18 protein-coding genes and 1 pseudogene are annotated in these 19,031 nt (G+C 74.3%); 3 read left to right on the top strand and 16 right to left on the bottom strand.

All coding sequences use genetic code 11. The annotated features are described in order from the left end of the window. Window positions 1-11: 11 nt before the first annotated feature. The 5 genes and pseudogenes from F6X68_RS09715 to F6X68_RS09695 all read right to left on the bottom strand — a co-directional run bounded on the left by F6X68_RS09715 (window position 12) and on the right by F6X68_RS09695 (window position 4,329). Window positions 12-542: a regulatory protein RecX gene (locus tag F6X68_RS09715; RefSeq protein ID WP_151453958.1), complete on the bottom strand. Its 531-nt coding sequence runs from the start codon at window positions 540-542 to the stop codon at window positions 12-14. After that, window positions 506-1,411: pseudogene (gene recA, locus F6X68_RS09710) on the bottom strand (recombinase RecA); the annotation flags it as partial. The pseudogene recA and the gene F6X68_RS09715, both read right to left, overlap by 37 nt. A gap of 184 nt (window positions 1,412-1,595) precedes the next feature. Further along, the gene (locus F6X68_RS09705; RefSeq protein ID WP_151453943.1) at window positions 1,596-1,796 is read right to left on the bottom strand and encodes a DUF3046 domain-containing protein; all 201 of its coding nucleotides are present in this window, start codon (window positions 1,794-1,796) and stop codon (window positions 1,596-1,598) included. 4 nt (window positions 1,797-1,800) lie between these two features. Beyond that, on the bottom strand, window positions 1,801-3,108 hold the full coding sequence (locus F6X68_RS09700) for an MFS transporter (protein ID WP_151453942.1): 1,308 nt from the start codon (window positions 3,106-3,108) through the stop codon (window positions 1,801-1,803). A gap of 78 nt (window positions 3,109-3,186) precedes the next feature. Beyond that, a complete protein-coding gene (locus tag F6X68_RS09695) occupies window positions 3,187-4,329 on the bottom strand; it encodes an acyl-CoA dehydrogenase family protein (protein ID WP_151453941.1) in 1,143 nt (380 codons plus the stop codon). 220 nt (window positions 4,330-4,549) lie between these two features. Between F6X68_RS09695 and F6X68_RS09690 the strand changes: the two genes are divergently transcribed. Beyond that, window positions 4,550-4,906 (top strand): nuclear transport factor 2 family protein, encoded by a 357-nt coding sequence (locus F6X68_RS09690; protein WP_151453940.1) that lies wholly within the window; start codon window positions 4,550-4,552, stop codon window positions 4,904-4,906. A gap of 25 nt (window positions 4,907-4,931) precedes the next feature. Here the strand turns inward: F6X68_RS09690 and F6X68_RS09685 are convergent, their stop codons facing one another. Together F6X68_RS09685 and F6X68_RS09680 are read right to left on the bottom strand one after the other, a co-directional pair. Further along, window positions 4,932-5,636, bottom strand: a complete 705-nt coding sequence (locus F6X68_RS09685) for a UdgX family uracil-DNA binding protein (protein ID WP_151453939.1) — start codon at window positions 5,634-5,636, stop codon at window positions 4,932-4,934. A gap of 148 nt (window positions 5,637-5,784) precedes the next feature. Further along, on the bottom strand, window positions 5,785-7,125 hold the full coding sequence (locus F6X68_RS09680) for an aminotransferase class I/II-fold pyridoxal phosphate-dependent enzyme (RefSeq protein ID WP_151453938.1): 1,341 nt from the start codon (window positions 7,123-7,125) through the stop codon (window positions 5,785-5,787). 34 nt (window positions 7,126-7,159) lie between these two features. Between F6X68_RS09680 and F6X68_RS09675 the strand changes: the two genes are divergently transcribed. Then, window positions 7,160-8,404, top strand: coding sequence for a bifunctional pyridoxamine 5'-phosphate oxidase family protein/GNAT family N-acetyltransferase (locus tag F6X68_RS09675; protein ID WP_151453937.1), 1,245 nt, complete (start codon window positions 7,160-7,162; stop codon window positions 8,402-8,404). Beyond that, window positions 8,401-9,075 carry a leucine efflux protein LeuE gene (gene leuE, locus F6X68_RS09670; protein WP_151453936.1) on the top strand — a complete coding sequence of 225 codons (675 nt, stop codon included), beginning with the start codon at window positions 8,401-8,403 and terminating at the stop codon, window positions 9,073-9,075. Before F6X68_RS09675 ends, leuE begins: the two co-directional genes overlap by 4 nt. Before the next feature lie 37 nt (window positions 9,076-9,112). On the opposite strand, the gene F6X68_RS09665 is transcribed toward leuE, so the two are convergent. The 9 genes from F6X68_RS09665 to F6X68_RS09625 all read right to left on the bottom strand — a co-directional run bounded on the left by F6X68_RS09665 (window position 9,113) and on the right by F6X68_RS09625 (window position 18,835). Continuing rightward, complete coding sequence (locus tag F6X68_RS09665) at window positions 9,113-10,039, bottom strand: sporulation protein (RefSeq protein WP_151453935.1); 927 nt, start codon at window positions 10,037-10,039, stop codon at window positions 9,113-9,115. Between the two features lie 167 nt (window positions 10,040-10,206). Next, window positions 10,207-11,271 carry a hemolysin family protein gene (locus F6X68_RS09660; RefSeq protein ID WP_151453934.1) on the bottom strand — a complete coding sequence of 355 codons (1,065 nt, stop codon included), beginning with the start codon at window positions 11,269-11,271 and terminating at the stop codon, window positions 10,207-10,209. Next, window positions 11,268-12,617 carry a hemolysin family protein gene (locus F6X68_RS09655; RefSeq protein ID WP_151453933.1) on the bottom strand — a complete coding sequence of 450 codons (1,350 nt, stop codon included), beginning with the start codon at window positions 12,615-12,617 and terminating at the stop codon, window positions 11,268-11,270. The genes F6X68_RS09660 and F6X68_RS09655 overlap by 4 nt, the downstream gene beginning before the upstream one ends. 167 nt (window positions 12,618-12,784) lie before the next feature. Further along, window positions 12,785-13,150, bottom strand: a complete 366-nt coding sequence (mnhG, locus tag F6X68_RS09650; protein WP_151453932.1) for a monovalent cation/H(+) antiporter subunit G — start codon at window positions 13,148-13,150, stop codon at window positions 12,785-12,787. Then, the gene (locus F6X68_RS09645; RefSeq protein ID WP_151453931.1) at window positions 13,150-13,419 is read right to left on the bottom strand and encodes a monovalent cation/H+ antiporter complex subunit F; all 270 of its coding nucleotides are present in this window, start codon (window positions 13,417-13,419) and stop codon (window positions 13,150-13,152) included. Before F6X68_RS09645 ends, mnhG begins: the two co-directional genes overlap by 1 nt. After that, a complete protein-coding gene (locus F6X68_RS09640) occupies window positions 13,416-13,997 on the bottom strand; it encodes a Na+/H+ antiporter subunit E (RefSeq protein ID WP_151453930.1) in 582 nt (193 codons plus the stop codon). The genes F6X68_RS09645 and F6X68_RS09640 overlap by 4 nt, the downstream gene beginning before the upstream one ends. Then, window positions 13,994-15,499: a Na+/H+ antiporter subunit D gene (locus F6X68_RS09635; protein ID WP_151453929.1), complete on the bottom strand. Its 1,506-nt coding sequence runs from the start codon at window positions 15,497-15,499 to the stop codon at window positions 13,994-13,996. The genes F6X68_RS09640 and F6X68_RS09635 overlap by 4 nt, the downstream gene beginning before the upstream one ends. Before the next feature lie 25 nt (window positions 15,500-15,524). Further along, the gene (locus F6X68_RS09630; protein WP_151453928.1) at window positions 15,525-16,004 is read right to left on the bottom strand and encodes a Na(+)/H(+) antiporter subunit C; all 480 of its coding nucleotides are present in this window, start codon (window positions 16,002-16,004) and stop codon (window positions 15,525-15,527) included. After that, window positions 16,001-18,835, bottom strand: a complete 2,835-nt coding sequence (locus F6X68_RS09625; RefSeq protein WP_151453927.1) for a Na+/H+ antiporter subunit A — start codon at window positions 18,833-18,835, stop codon at window positions 16,001-16,003. The genes F6X68_RS09630 and F6X68_RS09625 overlap by 4 nt, the downstream gene beginning before the upstream one ends. Window positions 18,836-19,031: the final 196 nt, after the last annotated feature.

Below are 19,031 nucleotides of genomic sequence, written 5' to 3'. Positions count from 1 at the left end.
CGGCGCTCCGCTCACCCGGGGGAGCGGTTGTCCCGGTCCAGCTCGCCCTCGGCGTCGGCGAGCGCGTCCGCGTCGATCTGCTCGGCGAACTCGGCCGCCTCGGCGCTCTGCGCCGCGAGCGCGTCCTTCACCGCCCGGATCGCCACGCCCGGCGGGTAGCCCTTGCGGGCCAGCATGGCCACCAGCCGTCGGAAGACCGCGTCCGGCTCGCCCCGGGCGGTGCGCAGCTTCCGCTCGACCAGGGCGCGGGCGGTCTCGGCCTCGGTCTCCTCGTCCAGCTCCCCGAGCGCCTCGCTCGCGACCTCGCCGTCCACCCCGCGCTGGCGCAGCTCGTTGGCGAGCGCACGGCGGGACAGACCCCGGCCGGAGTGCCGGCTCGACACCCAGGCCCGGGCGAAGGCGGCGTCATCGATGATGCCGACCTCGTCGTAGCGGTCGAGCACCTCCGCCGAGACCTCGTCGGAGACGCCTCGCTTCGCCAGCGCCCCGGCCAGCTCGGCCCGGCACCCTGGCCGAGCTGGTCGCCGTCGTACGTGTACCAGGCGCCGGACTTGCGGATGATCGCCTGCTCGACGCCCACGTCGATCAGCGAGCCCTCGCGGGAGATGCCCTTGCCGTACATGATGTCGAACTCGGCCTGCTTGAACGGCGCCGCGACCTTGTTCTTCACGACCTTGCACCGGGTGCGGTTGCCGACCACGTCGGTGCCGTCCTTGAGGCTCTCGATGCGGCGCACGTCGAGCCGGACCGAGGCGTAGAACTTCAGCGCCCGGCCGCCCGTGGTGGTCTCGGGGCTGCCGAACATCACGCCGATCTTCTCGCGGAGCTGGTTGATGAAGATCGCCGTGGTGCCGGTGTTGTTGAGCACACCGGTGATCTTCCGCAGCGCCTGGCTCATCAGCCGGGCCTGGAGGCCCACGTGGCTGTCGCCCATCTCGCCCTCGATCTCGGCGCGCGGCACCAGGGCCGCCACCGAGTCGATCACGATGATGTCGATCGCGCCGGAGCGGACCAGCATGTCCACGATCTCCAGCGCCTGCTCGCCGGTGTCTGGCTGGGAGACCAGCAGGGAGTCGGTGTCGACGCCGAGGGCCTTGGCGTATTCCGGGTCGAGCGCGTGCTCGGCGTCGACGAAGGCGGCGATGCCGCCGGCCCGCTGGGCGTTGGCCACCGCGTGCAGGGCCACCGTGGTCTTACCGCTGGACTCCGGGCCGTAGATCTCGACGACCCGGCCCCGGGGCAGACCGCCCACGCCGAGCGCCACGTCGAGCGCGATCGAACCCGTCGGAATCACCGAGGTCTGAACGACCGGACGCTCTCCCAGCCGCATCACCGAACCCTTGCCGAACTGCTTGTCGATCTGAGCGAGAGCAAGGTCGAGTGCCTTCTCCCGGTCGGGCCCTGCGGCCATGTTTGCCACCCCTGCCTTCGCCGGCGTCTTTCCTGAGCTTCGCGTCACGCGGACACGCTAGGCGCTGGGTCCGACAGAAAACCAGCCGACCGGCCGTGAGCTGTGGACGAGCACCCCGCTGTGGACAATAGCCGAACAGGTGTACGAGGCGACAAGCGACACGCGGAAGCCGCGAAACGGCTGCTCAGCGTAGTCGCGCGGGCACCCGGTCGGGATAGGCGGCGCAGACCGCGCGCCACACCACGTGGGTCTGCTCACCCGACGCCAGGGCCTGCTCGACGGTCCGCCCGCCGAGCTGGGAGAGCACCTGGTCGCGGGCGATGCTGGCCGCGTAGCCGGGGCCGAACGCCTCCTCGAGCCGGGTCCAGAAGTCGGTCAGCCGCACGTGATCAGTCCTCCTCGTCCGGCGCCCCCACCGGCACCGGCCGCAACGCTAGCGTCACCAGGGGCACCACCGCGACCGCCGCGAGCCCGGTGAGCACCGGATAACCGGCCGCCTCCACGACAAACCCGCTGACCGCCCCGGCGGCAGCACCGGCGAGCCCCATGGTCAGGTCGGAGAGCCCCTGCACGCTCGGCCGGATCCCCACCGGCACGGACTCCGACAGCAGCGTCGAGCCCGCGACCATGGTCCCCGACCAGCCCAGGCCGAGCAGGAACAACCCGACCGAGAGCCAGGCCGTGTGGTGCCCGGCCGTGCCGGCGACCGCGCACGCCGTGAGCAGCAGCCCGACGCCGCCGAGGATCACCGCCCGGCGACCGACCCGGTCGGTGAGCCAGCCCGCCACCGGGGCGAGGGCGTACATGCCGGCGATGTGCAGGCTCAGCACGAGACCGACCACCCGCAGCACGTCGGCGTCGTCGTGCCACTCGTGCAGGCGCACCGGGGTCATCACCATCACCGCGACCATGACCAGGTGGCCGACCGCCACCGCGACGATGCCGAGCCGGGCGGCCGGCCGCGCGCGTACCACCGCCCAGGCGGCCCGCATGCCCGCACCGCGCCGGGCGGTCGGCGCCGGCGCGACGACGGGGGCCGCCGGGGTGCCGGCCGCCGCCAGCCGGCGCGCCGTGAGCAGCGGGTCCGGCCGCAGCAGCGCCAGGATCGCCCCGGCGGCCAGCACGAGCGCGACGGCGCTGAACGCGAACGGACCGGCCAGCGTCGGCAGCCCCCAGCCGCTGGTGGTGCGGTCGGCGAGCGAGGCGAAGTTCGGCGCGGCGACCGCGCCGATGGTGGTGGCCCAGACGATCAACGAGAGCTGGCGGCCCCGGCGCGCCGGCTCGGCCAGGTCCACCGCCGTGTAGCGGGCCTGGAGGTTGGCCGCGCTGCCGCCGCCGAACAGGAGCATGCCGAGGAAGAGCAGCGGGACCCAGCGGGTCACCGCGGCGAGGACCACCAGGGCGCCGCCGGCCGCGCCGGTGAGGTACGCGACGACCAGGCCGGGCCGTCGGCCACGCACGGTCATGATCCGGGTGACCGGCACGGCGAGCAACGCCCCGCCCACCACGGCGGCGCTGCTGACCAGGCCCGCGACGGCGGTGCCGGCGACGTCGGAGGCGAGCAGCGCCCCGACGGCGACGCCGATGGTCACCCCGATCCCGCCGACGATCTGGGTGACGAAGAGCAGCCGCAGGGTATGCCGCTGGATGGGCGCGACGTCGGCCGCGGCGAGCGGCGCGGCGAGGTCGGTGGCCATGGCGGCTCCTTCGAGGTAAGGGGCGAGGTGCCATCTCATCCTTGCGCACCCGCCCCGCCACCCGGCAGCCCGTCGACGTTACAACCCGAGGCCCCGGCCGATGATCTCCTTCATGATCTCGGTGGTGCCGCCGTAGATCGTCTGCACCCGCCCGTCCAGCCACGCCTTTGCCACCGGGTACTCCAGCATGTAGCCGTAGCCGCCGTGCAGCTGCACGCAGCGGTCGGCGACCTTGTTCTGCAGCTCGGTGGTCCACCACTTCGCCTTGGCCGCGTCGGTGACCGAGAGCCGGCCGGCGCCGTACTCCGCGACGCAGTGGTTGACGAAGGTACGGGCGATGGTGACCTCGGTGTCCAGCTCGGCCAGCAGGAAGCGGTTGTGCTGGAACGCGCCGATCGGTCGGCCGAACGCCTGCCGGGAGCGGGCGTAGTCGAGGGTGACGGCGAGCAGCCGCTCGGCGGCGGCCACCGCGACGACCGCGATGCTGAGCCGCTCCCGGGGCAGGTTGGCCATCAGGTGGTAGAAGCCGTGGTTCTCGGTGCCGATCAGGTTCTCCGCCGGCACCCGGCAGTCGTCGAAGAACAACTCGGCGGTGTCGTTGGCCTTGAGCCCGACCTTGGCCAGCCGTCGGCCTCGGGAGAAGCCGGGGGTGCCGCTCTCCACCGCGATCAGGCTCACCCCGTGCGCGCCCTGCTCCGGGGCGGTACGCACGACCACGACCACCAGGTCGGCCATCTCCCCGTTGGTGATGAAGGTCTTCTGGCCGTTGAGCACCCAGCCGTCGCCGTCGCGGACCGCGCTCGTGCGGATCCCGGCCAGGTCGGAGCCGGCGCCGGGCTCGCTCATCGCGATCGCGGTGACCAGGTCGCCGGAGCAGAACCCGGGCAGCCAGCGCTTGCGCTGCTCGTCGGTGGTCAGCTCGGTCAGGTACGGCGCCACCACGTCGTTGTGCAGGCCGAAGCCGAGCCCCGTGCAGCCGCTGGCGACGATCTCCTCGTCCAGCACGGCGTTGAACCGGAAGTCCCGCTGCCCGCCGCCGCCGTACTCCGCGTCGACGTCCATGCCCAGCAGGCCAGCCGCCCCGGCCCGGCGCCACACCTCGCGCTCGACGATGCCGTCGGCCTCCCAGCGCTCGTGGTGGGGCACCGCCTCGCGGGTCAGGAACTCGCGGCACAGCTCGCGGAACTCCTCGTGGTCGCGCTCGTAGAGATGCTGCTCCATGGCGGCAAGTGTGGCACCGCTCACCCGCCCTGCCCAGGGGCCGCCCACCCGGCACACACGCTGCATACGCCGCCACCGACGCTGCCGCGGCCCAACCGGCCGTCCGCCGGTCGGGCTCAAGGTGAATCTTGGACAGTTGCCGTTCGCGGCGAACGGCAACTGTCCAAGATTCGCCTTGGGGGCTCCCGCGAGCCGGGCGGCGGAGGGTTACTGTGCGGGCGTGACCGACGCACGGGGCTTGGTGGAGGAGTTCAACGCGGCCTGGGAGCGGGGGGACCTCGACGCGGTCGTCGGCTTCCTGAGCGAGGACGTCACGTACTGTCCCAGCGCCTGGGACGGGCCGGCCGGCACGGTGCGGGGGCGCGACGCGGTGCGCGCGGTTCTCGCCAGCCAGCTCGGTCCCGGACCAGGCCCGGCCCTGGGGGCGGTGTGGACGGACGGCGAGCGGGCGGTCTGCGAGTGGGCGTGGGCGCCGGCCGAGGACGGTACGGTGCTGCGCGGGCTGGACGTCTACCGGGTGCGCGACGGGCGGATCGTCGCCAAGGACGTCCACGGCAAGATCACGACGCCGGACTGACCGCCGACCGGCGGGCACCGGCCGGTCAGCCGGCGAGGGCGCGGGCGGCCACGGTGAGGTCGGCGACCAACCCCTCGTACGCCTTGTCCTGGTCGTCGGCGCGCAGCACGGCGGACGGGTGGATGGTGGCCAGCAGCCGGGCCGGCGGGGCGTCCGCGACGGCGCCCGCGGAGTCCACCGGCACCCGCCGGAAGTCCTCCGGGTGCTGGGCCGACTCCGGCCAGGGCAGCAGCTCGCCGCGCTGGCGGGTGACCCGGAACGTCGGGCCGAGCAGGGCCTTTGCGGCGGTGGCGCCGAGCACCACCACGATCTCCGGGCGGAGCTGGGCAAACTCGGCGACCAGCCAGGGCCGGCAGGCGGTGACGTGCACCCGGTCCGGGGTCTGGTGGATGCGTCGCTTGCCGCGCAGCTCGAAGCGGAAGTGCTTCACGGCGTTGGTGAGGTAGATGTGGCCGGGGTCGAGCCGGGCGTCGTCGACCGCCCTGCGCAGCAGCCGGCCGGCGGGGCCGACGAACGGCAGGCCCTTCTGGTCCTCCAGGTCGCCGGGCTGCTCGCCGACGAAGACCACCCGGGCGCCGGCGTCGCCGCGACCGAAGACGGTCTGCGAGGCGTCCCGGTGGAGCTCGCAGCCCCGGCAGCCGGCGGCGGCGGCGCGCAGGTCGTCGAGGGTGTCGGCGCGCGGCGGGATGAACTTCTGCGCGCCCGGCGCGGTCTCGGTCTGCTCGGCCATGGCGACTGTTCTACCCGGTGCGGGAGGGAACACGCGCGGGGACCCGCCGGGAGGGACACGCCGGTGCGCACAAAGTGGACGGTGTGGGCGGAGTGCCGACGCGGCGTCGCCCACCCCGGGCCGTCCGGGGTCGCGGCAGGCTCCCCGCTCACGCCGTGAAGCCGGCGGCGGGGGTGGGCCGGACGGCCCGGGCCACGGCCTCGGCCAGGTCCGGGATCTCCGCCTCGTCGAGCGAGCTGACGGTGATCCGCAGCGCCGGCGGGCCGGCGATCCGGTGCAGCGCGCCGGGCGCGACCGCCCAGCCGGCGTCGCGCAGCGCGGTCAGCACGCTGGTCTCGTCGTCGACCGGCAGCCAGACGTTGATGCCGCTGCGGCCGTGGGCGACCAGGCCGTGGCCGGCGAGCGCGTCGATCAGCCCCGTGCGCCGCCGCTCGTAGCTGCCGGCGGCCCGGTCCACCAGCTCAGCCACGGCGGGGTCCCGCCAGAGCGCCAGGACGAGCCGTTGCAGCACGGTGGAGACCCAGCCGGCGCCGACCCGGGCCCGGCCGGCCACCCGGGCCACGGTGGTCTCGTCGCCGACCAGCACGGCCAGCCGCAGGTCGGGGCCGAACGGCTTGCTCACCGAGCGGACGAAGGCCCACGCCGGGGTCGCCCCGGCGAGCGGGTGCAGCGGTACGCGGGCCAGCTCGGCGGCGTGGTCGTCCTCGATCAGCAGCAGGTCGGACCGGCCGGCGAGCAGGGCGCGCAGCTCCCCGGCCCGCTCGGGGGAGACCGCCGCGCCGGTGGGGTTCTGGGCCCGGCTCGTCACGATCAGCGCCCGTGCGCCGGCGGCGAGCGCGGCGGCGACCCCGGCGACCAGCGGACCGTCGTCGTCGACCGGCACGCCGATCGGCCGCAGCCCGAGCGCGGCGACCAGGTCGAGCAGGTTGGCCCAGCCCGGGTCCTCGACCGCGACCGCGTCGCCGGGGCGTAGGTGCGCGCCGAGCAGCCGCTCGATGCCGTCCAGCGCGCCGCCGGTGACGGTCAGCTCCGTCGCCGGTACGCCGTCGGCGGCCAGCCGCTCGCGGGCCGCCTCGGCCAGTTCGGGCAGCACCCCGGCCGCGGGGTAGCCGACCGGCTCCCCCGCGACGGCGGCGAGGCCGGCGAGGTGCGCCCCGAGGGGCGGCAGCAGCCGCACGTCCGGCTCGCCCCGGGAGAGGTCACGCAGGCCGGGGGCGGTCGGCGGGCGCAGCGCGGAGCGGCGGGACGCCACCGGCGGCCGGGGCCGGACCCGGGTGCCGTGCCGGCCGGCGGTGACCACCAGGCCGCGCTGGCGCAGCTCCTGGTAGGCCCGGGCCGCGGTGGCCGGGCTCACCGCGAGTTGGGCGGCGAGCTCCCGCACCGGGGGCAGCGCGTCGCCGGGGGCGAGGGCGGCGGAGCGGATGCCCGATTCGATGCTGGCCGAAATCTCGGCGGCCGTCGTACCGGCCACCTGATAGCGTGCTGACACAAATCAGGGATTGTACTAGAACAAAGGTCGAGCCATGTACGCACCCACCGACCGGACCACCGCCAGCCGCTCCCGGGAACGGATGAGCTACGACGAGGCCGCCGCGCACGCGATCCTCGACGAGGCGTACGACTGCGCGCTCGGGTTCACCGTCGACGGCGAACCCCGGGTGCTGCCCACCCTGCACGTCCGCGTCGGCGACACCCTCTATCTGCACGGCTCCACCGGCAGCCGGCCACTGCTCGCCGCCCGGGGCGACGGACTGCCGGTCTGCGTCGCCGTCACCCTGCTCGACGGCCTCGTCTACGGCCGCTCGCAGTTCCACCACAGCGCCAACTACCGCTCGGTGGTCGCCCACGGCACCGCCCGCCTGGTCACCGACCAGCGGGAGAAGCTGCGGATGCTGACCGCCCTGGTGGAGAAGGCCGCCGCCGGGCGCAGCGCCGACAGCCGTCCGCCGTCGCGCCGGGAGCTGGCCGAGACGGCCGTGCTGGCCCTGCCGCTGCGGGAGGTGTCGGTGCGCGCCCGCACCGGCGGCGTACGCGACGAGGAGACCGACCTCGCCCTGCCGCACTGGGCCGGCGTGGTGCCGCTGCGGCTGACCGCCGGGCTGCCCGAGCCCGACGCCGGGGTGGGCGTGCCGGTGCCGGCGTACCTGCGGGAGCGGACGTCGCCGTGGCTCGACCCGGCGGTGCTGCGCGGGGAGCACGTGCTGCTGGAACCGCTCGACCTCGCGCACGCCGACGAGCTGCACGCCGCGACCGCCGACCCGGAGGTCTGGCGGCACCTGGGCAGCCCGCAGCCGGCCGACGTCGCCGGCACCGCCGACGGGATCGCCACCGCGCTGGCCGCACACCGGCGGGGCGAGCGGGTGCCCTGGGTGCAGCGCTGCGCGGTGACCGGGGCGGTGGTCGGCACCACCTCCTTCTACGAGGTGGACCCGGAGCGCCGGGCGGTGGCGATCGGCTACACCTACCTGGGCCGGCCCTGGTGGCGCACCGCGATCAACACCGAGGCGAAGCTGCTGCTGCTCACCCGCGCCTTCGAGGAGCTGGGCGCGGAGCGGGTGGTCTGGCACACCGACGTCCGCAACGAGCGCTCGCAGCGGGCCATCGAGCGCCTCGGCGCGTCCCGCGAGGGGGTGCTGCGGCGGCACCGGCTCCGCCCGGACGGCTCCTGGCGGGACACCGTGCAGTATTCGATGATCGTCGACGAGTGGCCGAACGCACAGGTCACGCTCCGGGAAAGGCTTCGCCGGACGGCACCCGTGGCCCCATGATGGCGGGCGTGCTGGGCATCACCGACATCTGGACGTACGTGCTGGGCACCGTGGCGATCGTTCTGCTGCCCGGGCCCAACTCCCTCTTCGTGCTCTCCACCGCCGCGCAGCGGGGCGTGGCGACCGGCTACCGGGCGGCCGGCGGGGTCTTCGTCGGCGACGGGATACTCATGTTCCTCTCCGCCGCCGGCGTGGCGTCGCTGGTCCAGGCGTACCCGCCGCTCTTCCTGGTGATCAAGTACGCCGGCGCCGCGTACCTCGGCTATGTGGGGTTGACGATGCTGCGCGGCGCGTGGCGACGCTGGCGGACCCGCAACGACCCGGCCACCCCGCGGCTCATCGACGCCGCGGAGCCGGCGGCGCTGCGCAGCCCCTTCCGCAAGGCGCTGGTGATCAGCCTGCTCAACCCGAAGGCGATCCTCTTCTTCGTCTCGTTCTTCATCCAGTTCGTGGACCCGGGCTACGCCTGGCCGGCGCTGTCGTTCCTGCTGCTCGGGCTGATCGCCCAGGTCACCAGCGCGCTCTACCTGACCGCGCTGATCTTCACGGGCACGTTCCTGGCGGCCCAGTTCCGTCGGCGCCACCGTCTGGCCGCCGGCGCCACCACGGGCGTCGCCGCGCTCTTCCTGGGCTTCAGCCTCAAGCTGGCCACCGCCACCGCCACCGCCTGACCCGGTCCGGTCAGGTGCCGTCGCCGCCGCCGGAGCGTCAGGTGCCGTCACCGCCGCCGGAGCCGCCGACGCCGGCTCCGCCGGCGGTGCCGCCCAGGCCGAAGCCGGGGTGGATCGGCTCGTCCGGCGGGCGGCTGACGTGCGCCGACCCGGAGAGGGTCGCGGACCAGTCGGCGTGCGCGGCGGCCGCGGCATGCCGGTTGATCGCCGTACGCAGCCAGGCGTCCACGGTCGCGATCCAGTCCCGCTGGTCGGCGCCGACGTGCCAGACCCGGAACCGGCTGATGCTCTGGTGGGTGATCCCGGCCAGGGCCAGCCGCCGGTCCAGCCAGAGGATCACCTCCAGGCCGGCCGGCTCGGCGATGAAGATCAGCTCCAGCTCGGTGATCGGCCCGGCGTAGAGCGGCGCCACCCAGTAGCCCAGCCGCTGGTGCAGCGGCAGGGTCTGCGCCACCCCCGGCAGCCGCCCGTCGACCAGGCCGGCCTGGCGCATGCTGAAGCCGAGCGTGTCGAGGGCCGCCAGGACGTGCGCCTGGGTGGGCAGCGGATGCACGAAGACCGGCACCATCGCGCCCTGGTCGAGGCGGGGCTCGACCGCCACCTCCGTACGCAGCCCCATCCGCAGGCTGAGCAGGGGCACCCCGCCGAACACGGTCACCGGGGTCTCCCACGGCAGCGGGAACTCGAACGGGATCGACCGGCCCCGCCCGGACCGCAGCACGAACGCGTCGGCCACCGTCGCCTGGTGGAACTGCACCAGCCGACGGGGCGCCTCCGGGTCGTCCGGCTCGGCCGTGGTGACCAGGCCGAGCCGGACGTGCAGGACGGGTACGTCGGTGGAGCCCGCGACGACGGTGACCCGCCCCGGCAGCCGCAGCCCGGGACGGGTGCTCGCGTTGGCCAGGGCGGTCCGCACCGACAGTCCGGTCCAGCCGGACTCGGGCGACACCCCCGTCAACCGCACGGCACTCCCCCGTCCACGACTGGGCCGGCCCTGCCACCCACGGCCGCCGACCCCGCGCGTGGGGTCACCCCTGGCGTCGCCGACCCGGCGGGTGGGGCCACCCCCATCGTCGCGGACCCGGCGGGTGGCCGCCCCGACTTCGACGAAGAGCGGCCACCTATCCGGTTTCACCTCATGCGTCGACCGCGCGGCACCGGGTCGGTCTCGTCGTCGAACTCGCCGATGACCTCCTCCAGCAGGTCCTCCAGCGCGACGAACCCGACCGGCCGGGTCGGCCCGCCACCGTTGCGCACCAGCGCGAGCTGGGACTGCCGGGCGCGCATCTCCGCCACGGCGTCGCTGACCGACGCCGAGGCCGGCAGGGTGAGGGCGTTGGTCATCAGGTCGCCGGCGGTGACCGCGCGCCCCGTGGTGGTGGCCCGCACCGCCTCCCGGACGTGGACCAGGCCGCAGACGTCGCCGTTGGCGTCCAGCACGGCCAGCCGCGACCGGCCGCTGTCCCGGCTGACCTGCTCGATCCGGTCGGCGCCCTCGTCCCGGCGCACCGTCACCATCTGGTCGAACGGCTCCATCACCTGAGCCACCGTGGTGCCCTGCAACTCCAGCATGCTGGTCAGCATCTGGTGCTGCTCCGCGCCCAGCAGCCCGTGCTCGCGCGACTGCTCCAGCAGCATGCGCAGCTCGTCCGGGCCGTGCACCTGGGCGAGCTGGTCCTGCGGGTTGACCTTGACCAGCCGCAGCATCGCGTTGGCCAGGGCGTTCATCACCGACAGCAACGGGCGGGCGACCCGCGCGAAGGCGCGGAACGGCAGCGCCAGCAGCACTGCCGAGCGCTCCGGGTGGGTGATCGCCCAGGACTTCGGCGCCATCTCCCCGACCACCAGGTGCAGGAAGGTGACGAGACTCAGCGCGAAGATCAGCGCGATCACGTGACTTGCGGCGGTCGGCAGCCCGACCGCGTGCAGCAGCGGGCTCAGCAGGTGCTCGATCGCCGGCTCGGCGAGCGCGCCGAGCCCCAGGGTGCAGAGCGTGATGCCGAGCTGCGCGCCGGCGAGCATCAGGGACAGCTCGCGTACGCCGTCGAGCGCGGCCCGGGCGGCCCGGCCGCCTCCGGCGGCCGCGTGCTCCAGCCGGTAACGCTTGCTGGCCACCAGGGCGAACTCGGCGGCCACGAAGAAGCCGTTCAACGCCAGCAGGATCACCGACGTGAAGAGTGCGATGCCGGGGCTCATGCGGACACCTCCCCGGGCTCGGCGATCCGCAGTCGGACCGAGTCGGCCACGTGCCGGTCGACGGCCAGCACCTCGACCAGGGCGCGCGGTTCCTCCGCGCCGTCCTCACCGTCGGCCGGCAGGCTGATCTCCAGCCGGTCACCGACCTCGGGGACCCGTCCCAGCTCCCGCATGACCAGGCCGGAGAGCGTGTCGTACTCCGGCGCCTCGGGCAGCGAGATGCCGGTGCTGTCGGCCACCTCGTCGATGCGCCAGCGGGCCGGCACCACCCACGAGCCGTCCTCCTGGCGGGCCGGGGCGCGCTCCGGCGGGTCGTCCTCGTCCCGGATCGGGCCGACGAGTTCCTCGGCGATGTCCTCCAGCGTGATCACGCCGGCGAAGCCGCCGTACTCGTCGACCACGCAGGCGAGCTGCCGGTGGCCGGAGCGCAGCCGGTCCAGCACCGTCGGCAGCGGCAGTGTCTCCGGCACCAGGAGCGGAGGGCCGGCGACCGCGCTGACCGGGGTGCTCGCGCGCCGCTCCGGGGGTACGCCGAGCACGTCGGCGATGCCGACGACGCCGACGAGGTCGTCGACGCCCTCGGTGCCGCGTACGGGGAAGCGGGACTTGCCGGTGTCGAGCAGCTCGACCACCCGGCTGAGCGGCTCGTGCGCGCGTACGGTGTGCACGTCGACGCGGGGCACCATGACCTCGCCCGCGGTCAGCCCCCGGAAGTCGAGCCCCCGGTCGAGCAGCGTGGACATCTCGTCGGTGAGGTGCCCCTCCTGGCGGGACTCGGCGATGATCTGTTCCAGGTCCTGCGGGGTGGCGCCGCTGGGCAGCTCCTCGATCGGCTCGATGCCGACGCGTCGCAGCAGCCGGACCGCGGCCCGGTCGAAGAGCTTGATCAGCGGACCGGCGACCTTGAGGTAGATCAGGGTGGAGCTGCTCAGGGCCTTCGCGAGGGGCTCGGGCCGGGCGATGGCGAGGTTCTTCGGGGCCAGCTCGCCGAGGACCATCTGCACCACGGTGGCGAGGGTCAGGGCCAGGGCGACCGAGAGCGGGAAACTGACGGCCGTGGAGACGCCGGCCACCCCGAGCAGCTCGGCCAGCCCGGCACCGAGGAAGGGCTCGGCGACGTAACCGACCAGCAGGGCGGTGACGGTGATGCCGAGCTGCGCGCCGGAGAGCATGAACGACAGCCTCGCGGTCACCTCCAGCGCCCGGGCGGCGGCCTTGTCGCCGTCGTCGGCCAGCTGCTTGAGCCGGCCCCGGTCCACGGCGACGTAGCCGAACTCCTGGGCCACGAAGTAACCCGTGGCGACGGTGAGAACGATGATGAGTAGAAGACCAACGACGATCAACACGGGTCGCTCAGGGCTCCCGGGGTCGTCGGGGTCGGGATACGCCGGGCACGACCCGGCTGGCTACTGCTGCCCTCCTGGGCAGAAGAGTCGATCATGCGGCCCATTTTATCGGGATCGGCTGGATAGCCGCTGAAGGTGTGCCGAAGGCCCCTCGACGTCCGCGCGGGTCAGGACGGACCGCCCCCGCCACCCGCACGGCGGTCGGCGGACGCGAGCTCGTCGGCGTCGAGCAGACCCGGCTCGACCCGGCCGGCCCGGTACGCGGCCCGGCCGATCATCTGGGCCGCCACGGGGGCGGTGGCCAGTTGGAAGATCCCGACCAGCGCCACCATGCCCAGGTCGGCCGGGGTACGCAGGCGCAGCGCCACGCCGAGCAGCAGGAGCAGCACCCCGAGCACCTGCGGCTTGGTCGCGGCGTGCATCCGGTCCAGGGTGCCCGGGAAGCGCAGCACCCCGATCCCGGCGGCGAGGCTCAGCAGGGCGCCGGCCACCAGGCAGCCGCCGCCCAGCCAGTCGGCCAGCGTGCCCCACATCAGGCCTCCCCGTCCTCGCGCACGGCGAAGCGGACCAGCGACACCGACCCGACAAAACCGAGCATGGACAGCGCCACCAGCACCGGCAGGGTGGTGGCGTGGCGGTTCACCGCGGCCTCCGCGCCCACCGCGCCCACCATGGTGGCGAGCAGCATGTCGGCCGCGACCACCCGGTCGATCAGCGACGGCCCGCGGTAGAGCCGGATCAGGGCCAGCAACGCGGTCACCGAGAACAGGACGGTGAGGGTGGCGGCGAGGAACGTGATCACGGTTCGGGTCCCCTCTCGACGGGATCGGCGCTGACCCGGCGCACCTCGGCGTCGGAGCCGACCGCGCGGACGAGCCGCCGCTCGACGGCGAGGATCCGCTGCCGGCTGCCGCGCAGGTCCTGCGGGCCGTGGGTGTCGAACACGTGCACGTAGAGGACTCCGACGTCCCGGTCCACCTCGACGATCAGCGTGCCCGGCACCAACGAGATCGCCTCGGCGGTGAGCGCCAGGTTCAGGTCGGTACGCACCCGCAGGCGGACCGCGATGATCGCCCCCCGGGGCCGGTAGCCGGGCTGCACCGCGACCCGGGCGACGTGCGCGCTGGCGCTGACCAGTTCGCCGACGAAGCGCACCGCGAAGACGACCAGCGGCCCGGGGCGCAGCCGGCCGCCGAAGCTCACCGGCGGCAGCGGGAAGAACAGCAGCACGGCACCGGCCACCAGCGTCCCGCCCGCGAGGTTGCCCCACGAGAAGTCCCCCCAGAGCAGGCTCCAGACCAGCACCAGCCAGCCGAAGGCGATCAGTCGGTCGCGCCGCCGCCCCCGCCCGCGCGGCGGCGCCCCGGAGGCCGGGGTCACGGGACACCGACCGGCAGCACGGAACGGATGTACGGGGTGCGCTCGCGCAGGTCGACCGCCGCGTCGGCGGTGACGTCGAACAGCGGCCCGGCGACGACGGTCAGCGCCAGCCCCAGCCCGACCAGCGCGATCGTCGCGCCGACCATCAGCGCCGGCAGGTGGACGACCGGCTCGGTGGTGGCCAGCCGGGGGGCGCGCCAGAAGGCGATGTTCCACACCCGCGAGGCCACGTAGAGGGTGAGCAGGCTCGTCACCGTCCCCGCCGCGACCAGCACGCCGGGCAGCGGCTCGCCGGCCGCGACGCCGGCCTGGAGCAGGCCGAGCTTGCCGAGGAACCCGGAGAAGGGCGGAATCCCGGCGAGGTTCATGGCGGGGACGAAGAAGAGGACGCCGAGCAGCGGGGCCGCCCGGGCCAGCCCGCCGATGCGGCGCAGGTCGGTGCTGCCGGCCCGCTCCTCGACGAGGCCGGCGACCAGGAACAGCGTGGTCTGGATGGTGATGTGGTGCACCACGTAGAAGATCGCGCCGGAGAGCCCGGCGACGGTGCTCAGCCCCACTCCGAAGATCATGTAGCCGATGTGGCTGACCAGGGTGAACGAGAAGAGCCGCTTCATGTCGGACTGGGCGACCGCGCCGAGGATGCCGACCACCATGGTCAGCCCGGCCACCACCATCAGCAGGCCGGAGACGTGGCCGCCGGGAAAGAGCAGCGTCTCGGTGCGGATGATCGCGTACACGCCGACCTTGGTGAGCAGGCCGGCGAAGACCGCCGTGACGGGGGCCGGCGCCGTCGGGTAGCTGTCCGGCAACCAGGCCGAGAGCGGGAAGACCGCCGCCTTGACCCCGAAGGCGAGCAGCAGCATCAGCTCAAGGGTCAGCCGTACGCCGTCGGGCAGCGCGTCCAGCCGGTGCGCCAACTGGGCCATGTTCAGGGTGCCGGTGGCCGCGTACACCAGCCCCACCGAGGCGAGGAAGATCATCGAGGACAGGATGCTGACCACCACGTACGTCGAGCCGGTGCGGATCCGGGTCTCGGTGCCACCGAGGGTGATCAGCACGAAGCTCGCGGCCAGCAGGATCTCGAAGCCGACGAAGAGGTTGAACAGGTCGCCGGCGAGGAACGCGTTGGTCACGCCGGCGGTCAGCACCAGGTAGGTGGGGTGGTAGATGGTCACCGGGACGGTCTCGCCGAAGTCCCCCTGACCCTGGCCGACGGAGTAGAGCAGCACGCACAGGGTCACCGCCGAGGAGACCACCAGCATCAACGCGGCGAGCTGGTCCGCGACCAGCACGATGCCCACCGGCGCCGACCACCCGCCGACCTGGACCACCACCGGCCCGTGCCGGTACGCCTGCACCAGCAGCACCGCCGCCACCGCCAGCGTGGCGGTCAGGCAGGCCACGCTGACGACCCGTTGCGCCCCGGGCCACCGGGCCAGCAGCAGGGTCAGCGCCGCGCCCAGCAGCGGCACCACCACGGGCAGCGGCACGAGCCAGCTCATCGGGCGCCCCGTCCCGCGTACCCGGTCATCCGGGGCCGTCCCCGCGGTGGAGCCGGCGCGGCGGCTCCGGGTCGACCTGCTCGGGGTCGGCGTCCGGGCCCTCGCCGCCGAGGTCGGCGGCGGTCAGTTCGCTGCGCTCGGCCGCATGCCTGATCTGCCGGTCCTCGATGTCGTCGGGGACCTCGTCGTCGCCCGTGAGGTACCAGCTGCGGTAGCTCACCGCCAGCAGGAACGCGGTCAGCCCGAAGGTGATCACGATGGCGGTGAGGATCATGGCCTGCGGCAGCGCGTCGCTCAAGGTGCCGGCGGGCGCCGTGCCGGCCACCGGGGCGGCACCCGAGCGCCCGCCGAGCAGGATGAGCGCGTTCACCCCGTTGCCGAGCAGGATGACGCCGAGCAGGATCCGGGTCAGGCTGCGTTCCAGCAGCAGGGTGACCCCGCAGCCGACCAGCACCCCGGCGGCGACGACCAGCACCAGGGTCGGTCCCGCGCCGCCCGTCCTCACGTCCGCTCCCCCTGCCCGTCGACCCGCAGGCCGCCCCCGGACGCGCCGGCCGCCTCGATGTGCCGGTCCACCTCGGCGCCGAGGCTGCGCAGGATGTCCAGCACCAGCCCGACCACGACCAGGTAGACGCCCACGTCGAAGAAGAGGGACGTGACCAGGTAGAAGTCCCCGATCACCGGCAGCCACAGGTTGATCCGGGCGCTCTCGAGCACCGTGCCGCCCGCGAACAGGGCGACGGCGCCGGTGCCGATCGAGACGAAGAGGCCGGCGCCGAGCACCGTGCCGGCGCCGACCGGGGCGGCCTCGGCCAGTTCGTAGCGGCCGCCGGCCAGGTAGCGCACGGCCAGCGCAAGGCTCGCCACCAGGCCGCCGGCGAAACCGCCGCCCGGCGCGTTGTGGCCGGCGAAGAGCAGGAACAGGGAGAAGACCACCACCGTGTGGAAGACCAGGCGGGTCACCACCTCGAGCACGATCGAACGCTGCCGCTCGTGCAGGGTCGACCCGCCGCGCAGCCAGACCCGGTGCCCCGGCCGCTGCACCCGGTTCGGCCGCTCCGGGCGGCGCGGGCGGGGCCCGGTCCGGGAGCGCTGGAAGACCAGGCTGGCCACGCCGGTCGCGGCCACCACCAGCACCGACAGCTCGCCCATCGTGTCCCAGGCCCGGATGTCGACCAGGGTCACGTTGACCACGTTGCGGCCGTAGCCGTGGGTGACGGCCAGGTCCGGGAACTCGGCGGAGATGGTGGGCGCCCGCCTGGCCGAGGCGGCGGTCAGGGCCAGCCCGCCGACCACCACGCCGACCACCAGCCCGATCGTCCGACGCGCCCACTTCGGGCGTCTGGGGCGGGCCGAGAACCGCTCCGGCAGCCGGCGCAGCACCAGCACGAACACCGCGATGGTGGCGGTCTCGACGAGGAACTGGGTCAGTGCCAGGTCCGGCGCGCCGTAGACCACGAAGAGCATCGCCGTGCCGTAACCCGTCATGCCCACCAGCAGCATCGCCGTCAGCCGCCGGCGGGCGCCCACCGCCAGCACCGCCGCGACGGTCACCACCGCCACCACCACGACCTGCACCGGGCTGTCCCAGAGGGCGATCCGTTCCCGCCACGGACGGGTGGCCAGCATCGCCCCGCCGGGCACCAGGACGAGCACGACCAGGATGACGCCGAGGTACTGCGGCAGCGAGCCCCGCTGGGTCGCGCCGGTGACCCTCATGGCCAGCCGGTCGAATCGGCGGATGAGCCACTCGTACCCCTGGTTGCCGCTGACCGGGACGTGCAGCCGGGCCAGCACCGGCGCGAGCGGGCCGCGCAGCGCGAACAGCGCCGCGCCGCCGGCCACGGCCAGCGCGGAGAGGCCGAGCGCGGGGCTGAGGCCGTGCCAGAGCGCCAGGTCCTTGCCGACGACGCCGAACGACTCGGCGTACGGGCGGAGCAGGCCGTCGAGGATCCCGGCGGCCGGGCCGGCGGCCAGCCCGACGGCGGCCAACAGGGCCGGCGGGGCGAGCATCGACGCGGGGATCCGCCCGAGCACGGCCGGTTCCACGCCCGGCCGGGTGGCGAATGCGCCCCAGACGAAGCGGGCGCTGTAGGCGACGGTGAGCGCGGTGCCCACCACCAGCACGGCGACGACGGCGGGCCGGTCGGTGAAGGCGGCCAGCACGGACTCCTTGGCGACGAAGCCGACCAGCGGCGGCAGCCCGGCCATCGAGGCGGCGGCCAGCACCGTCACGGTGACGAGCAGCGGCGCCCGTCGCCCCAGCCCGGACAGCTCCCGCAGGTCGCGGGTGCCGGCGCCGTGGTCGATGATGCCGACGACGAGGAAGAGCGGCGCCTTGAACAGGGCGTGCGCCAGCAGCATCGCCACCCCGGCGAGGGCGGTGTCCGGGGTGCCGGCCCCGACGGCCACCGCGATCAGGCCGAGCTGGCTGACCGTGCCGTACGCCAGCAGCAGCTTCAGGTCGGTCTGCCGCAGCGCCGCCCAGCCCCCGGTCAGCATGGTCGCCAGGCCGGCGACCACGACCACCGGCCGCCACGGGCCGGCAGCCGCCAGCACCGGGGCGAGCAGCGCGATCAGGTAGACGCCGGCCTTCACCATCGCGGCGGCGTGCAGGTACGCGCTCACCGGTGTCGGCGCCGCCATCGCCACCGGCAGCCACGAGCTGAACGGCAGCACCGCCGACTTGGACAGTGCCCCGGTGAGGATCAGCACGACCGCCGTGACGAGGTACGCCCCGCCCGGCAGCGGGGCTGCCGTGATCTCCGACCAGCGGTAGGTGCCGGCGTGCCCGCCGAGCATGATGAAGCCCACCAGCATCGCCAGCCCGCCGAACGTGGTCACGGTCAGCGCCTGCGCCGCCGCCCACCGGCTGGAGCGCCGCTCCGTGCTGTGCCCGATCAGCAGGTACGAGAAGATCGTGGTGAGTTCCCAGCAGACGTAGAGCAGCAGCAGGTCGTCGGCGAGGACCAGGCCGAGCATCGCCCCCGCGAATGCCACCAGCACGGCCGCGAACCGGGCCATGCCGGCGGACTCCCGACCGAAGTAGTGGGCGCTGTAGACCAGGACCAGCGCGCCGACGCCACCGACGAGCAGGGTCATCAGCCAGGACAGGGTGGTCAGCCGCAGCGCCAGGTCGACGCCGAGCTGGCCGATCCACGGGTACGTCTCGACCACCGCGCCGCCGTCGTGGACGGCGGGCGTGCGGGCCAGCGCCCAGCCGAACGCCGCCGCCGGCGCCAGCGCCAGCGGGTAGCAGGCGCGGGGTCCCCACCACCGGACGAGCAGCGGCGCGACGAGGGCCGCCACGAAGTGGAGGATCAGCAGTACGAGCACCCGCGCTCCCGGTCGAGGTGGCTGCGGCGCGCGCCGGAGGTGGGACGGCACCTAGGTGCGATCACACGCCAGATCGTCGCCCGGCGGGCGGTTTTGCGCGAATTCGTCCCGTTGTCGCCCGCGTCCGGGTAGCCGGCCCCGAGACGGCCGGCCAGCCGTCAGCCGAGGGGCGACGCGGAGGGGCGGCCGGGCGCAG

The sequence above is a fragment of the Micromonospora sp. AMSO12t genome (assembly GCF_008806585.1).
GTDB lineage: Bacteria > Actinomycetota > Actinomycetes > Mycobacteriales > Micromonosporaceae > Micromonospora > Micromonospora reichwaldensis.
This window is presented reverse-complemented; position numbering and strand designations above follow the sequence as displayed.

Coding starts and splice junctions, on each gene's coding strand:
- F6X68_RS09685 (WP_151453939.1), bottom strand. CDS start 5,636: ATGGCCGAGCAGACCGAGACCGCGCCGGGCGCGCAGAAGTTCATCCCG.
- F6X68_RS09695 (WP_151453941.1), bottom strand. CDS start 4,329: ATGGAGCAGCATCTCTACGAGCGCGACCACGAGGAGTTCCGCGAGCTG.
- F6X68_RS09635 (WP_151453929.1), bottom strand. CDS start 15,499: ATGAGCTGGCTCGTGCCGCTGCCCGTGGTGGTGCCGCTGCTGGGCGCG.
- F6X68_RS09675 (WP_151453937.1), top strand. CDS start 7,160: ATGTACGCACCCACCGACCGGACCACCGCCAGCCGCTCCCGGGAACGG.
- F6X68_RS09700 (WP_151453942.1), bottom strand. CDS start 3,108: ATGGCCACCGACCTCGCCGCGCCGCTCGCCGCGGCCGACGTCGCGCCC.
- F6X68_RS09660 (WP_151453934.1), bottom strand. CDS start 11,271: ATGAGCCCCGGCATCGCACTCTTCACGTCGGTGATCCTGCTGGCGTTG.
- mnhG (WP_151453932.1), bottom strand. CDS start 13,150: ATGTGGGGCACGCTGGCCGACTGGCTGGGCGGCGGCTGCCTGGTGGCC.
- leuE (WP_151453936.1), top strand. CDS start 8,401: ATGATGGCGGGCGTGCTGGGCATCACCGACATCTGGACGTACGTGCTG.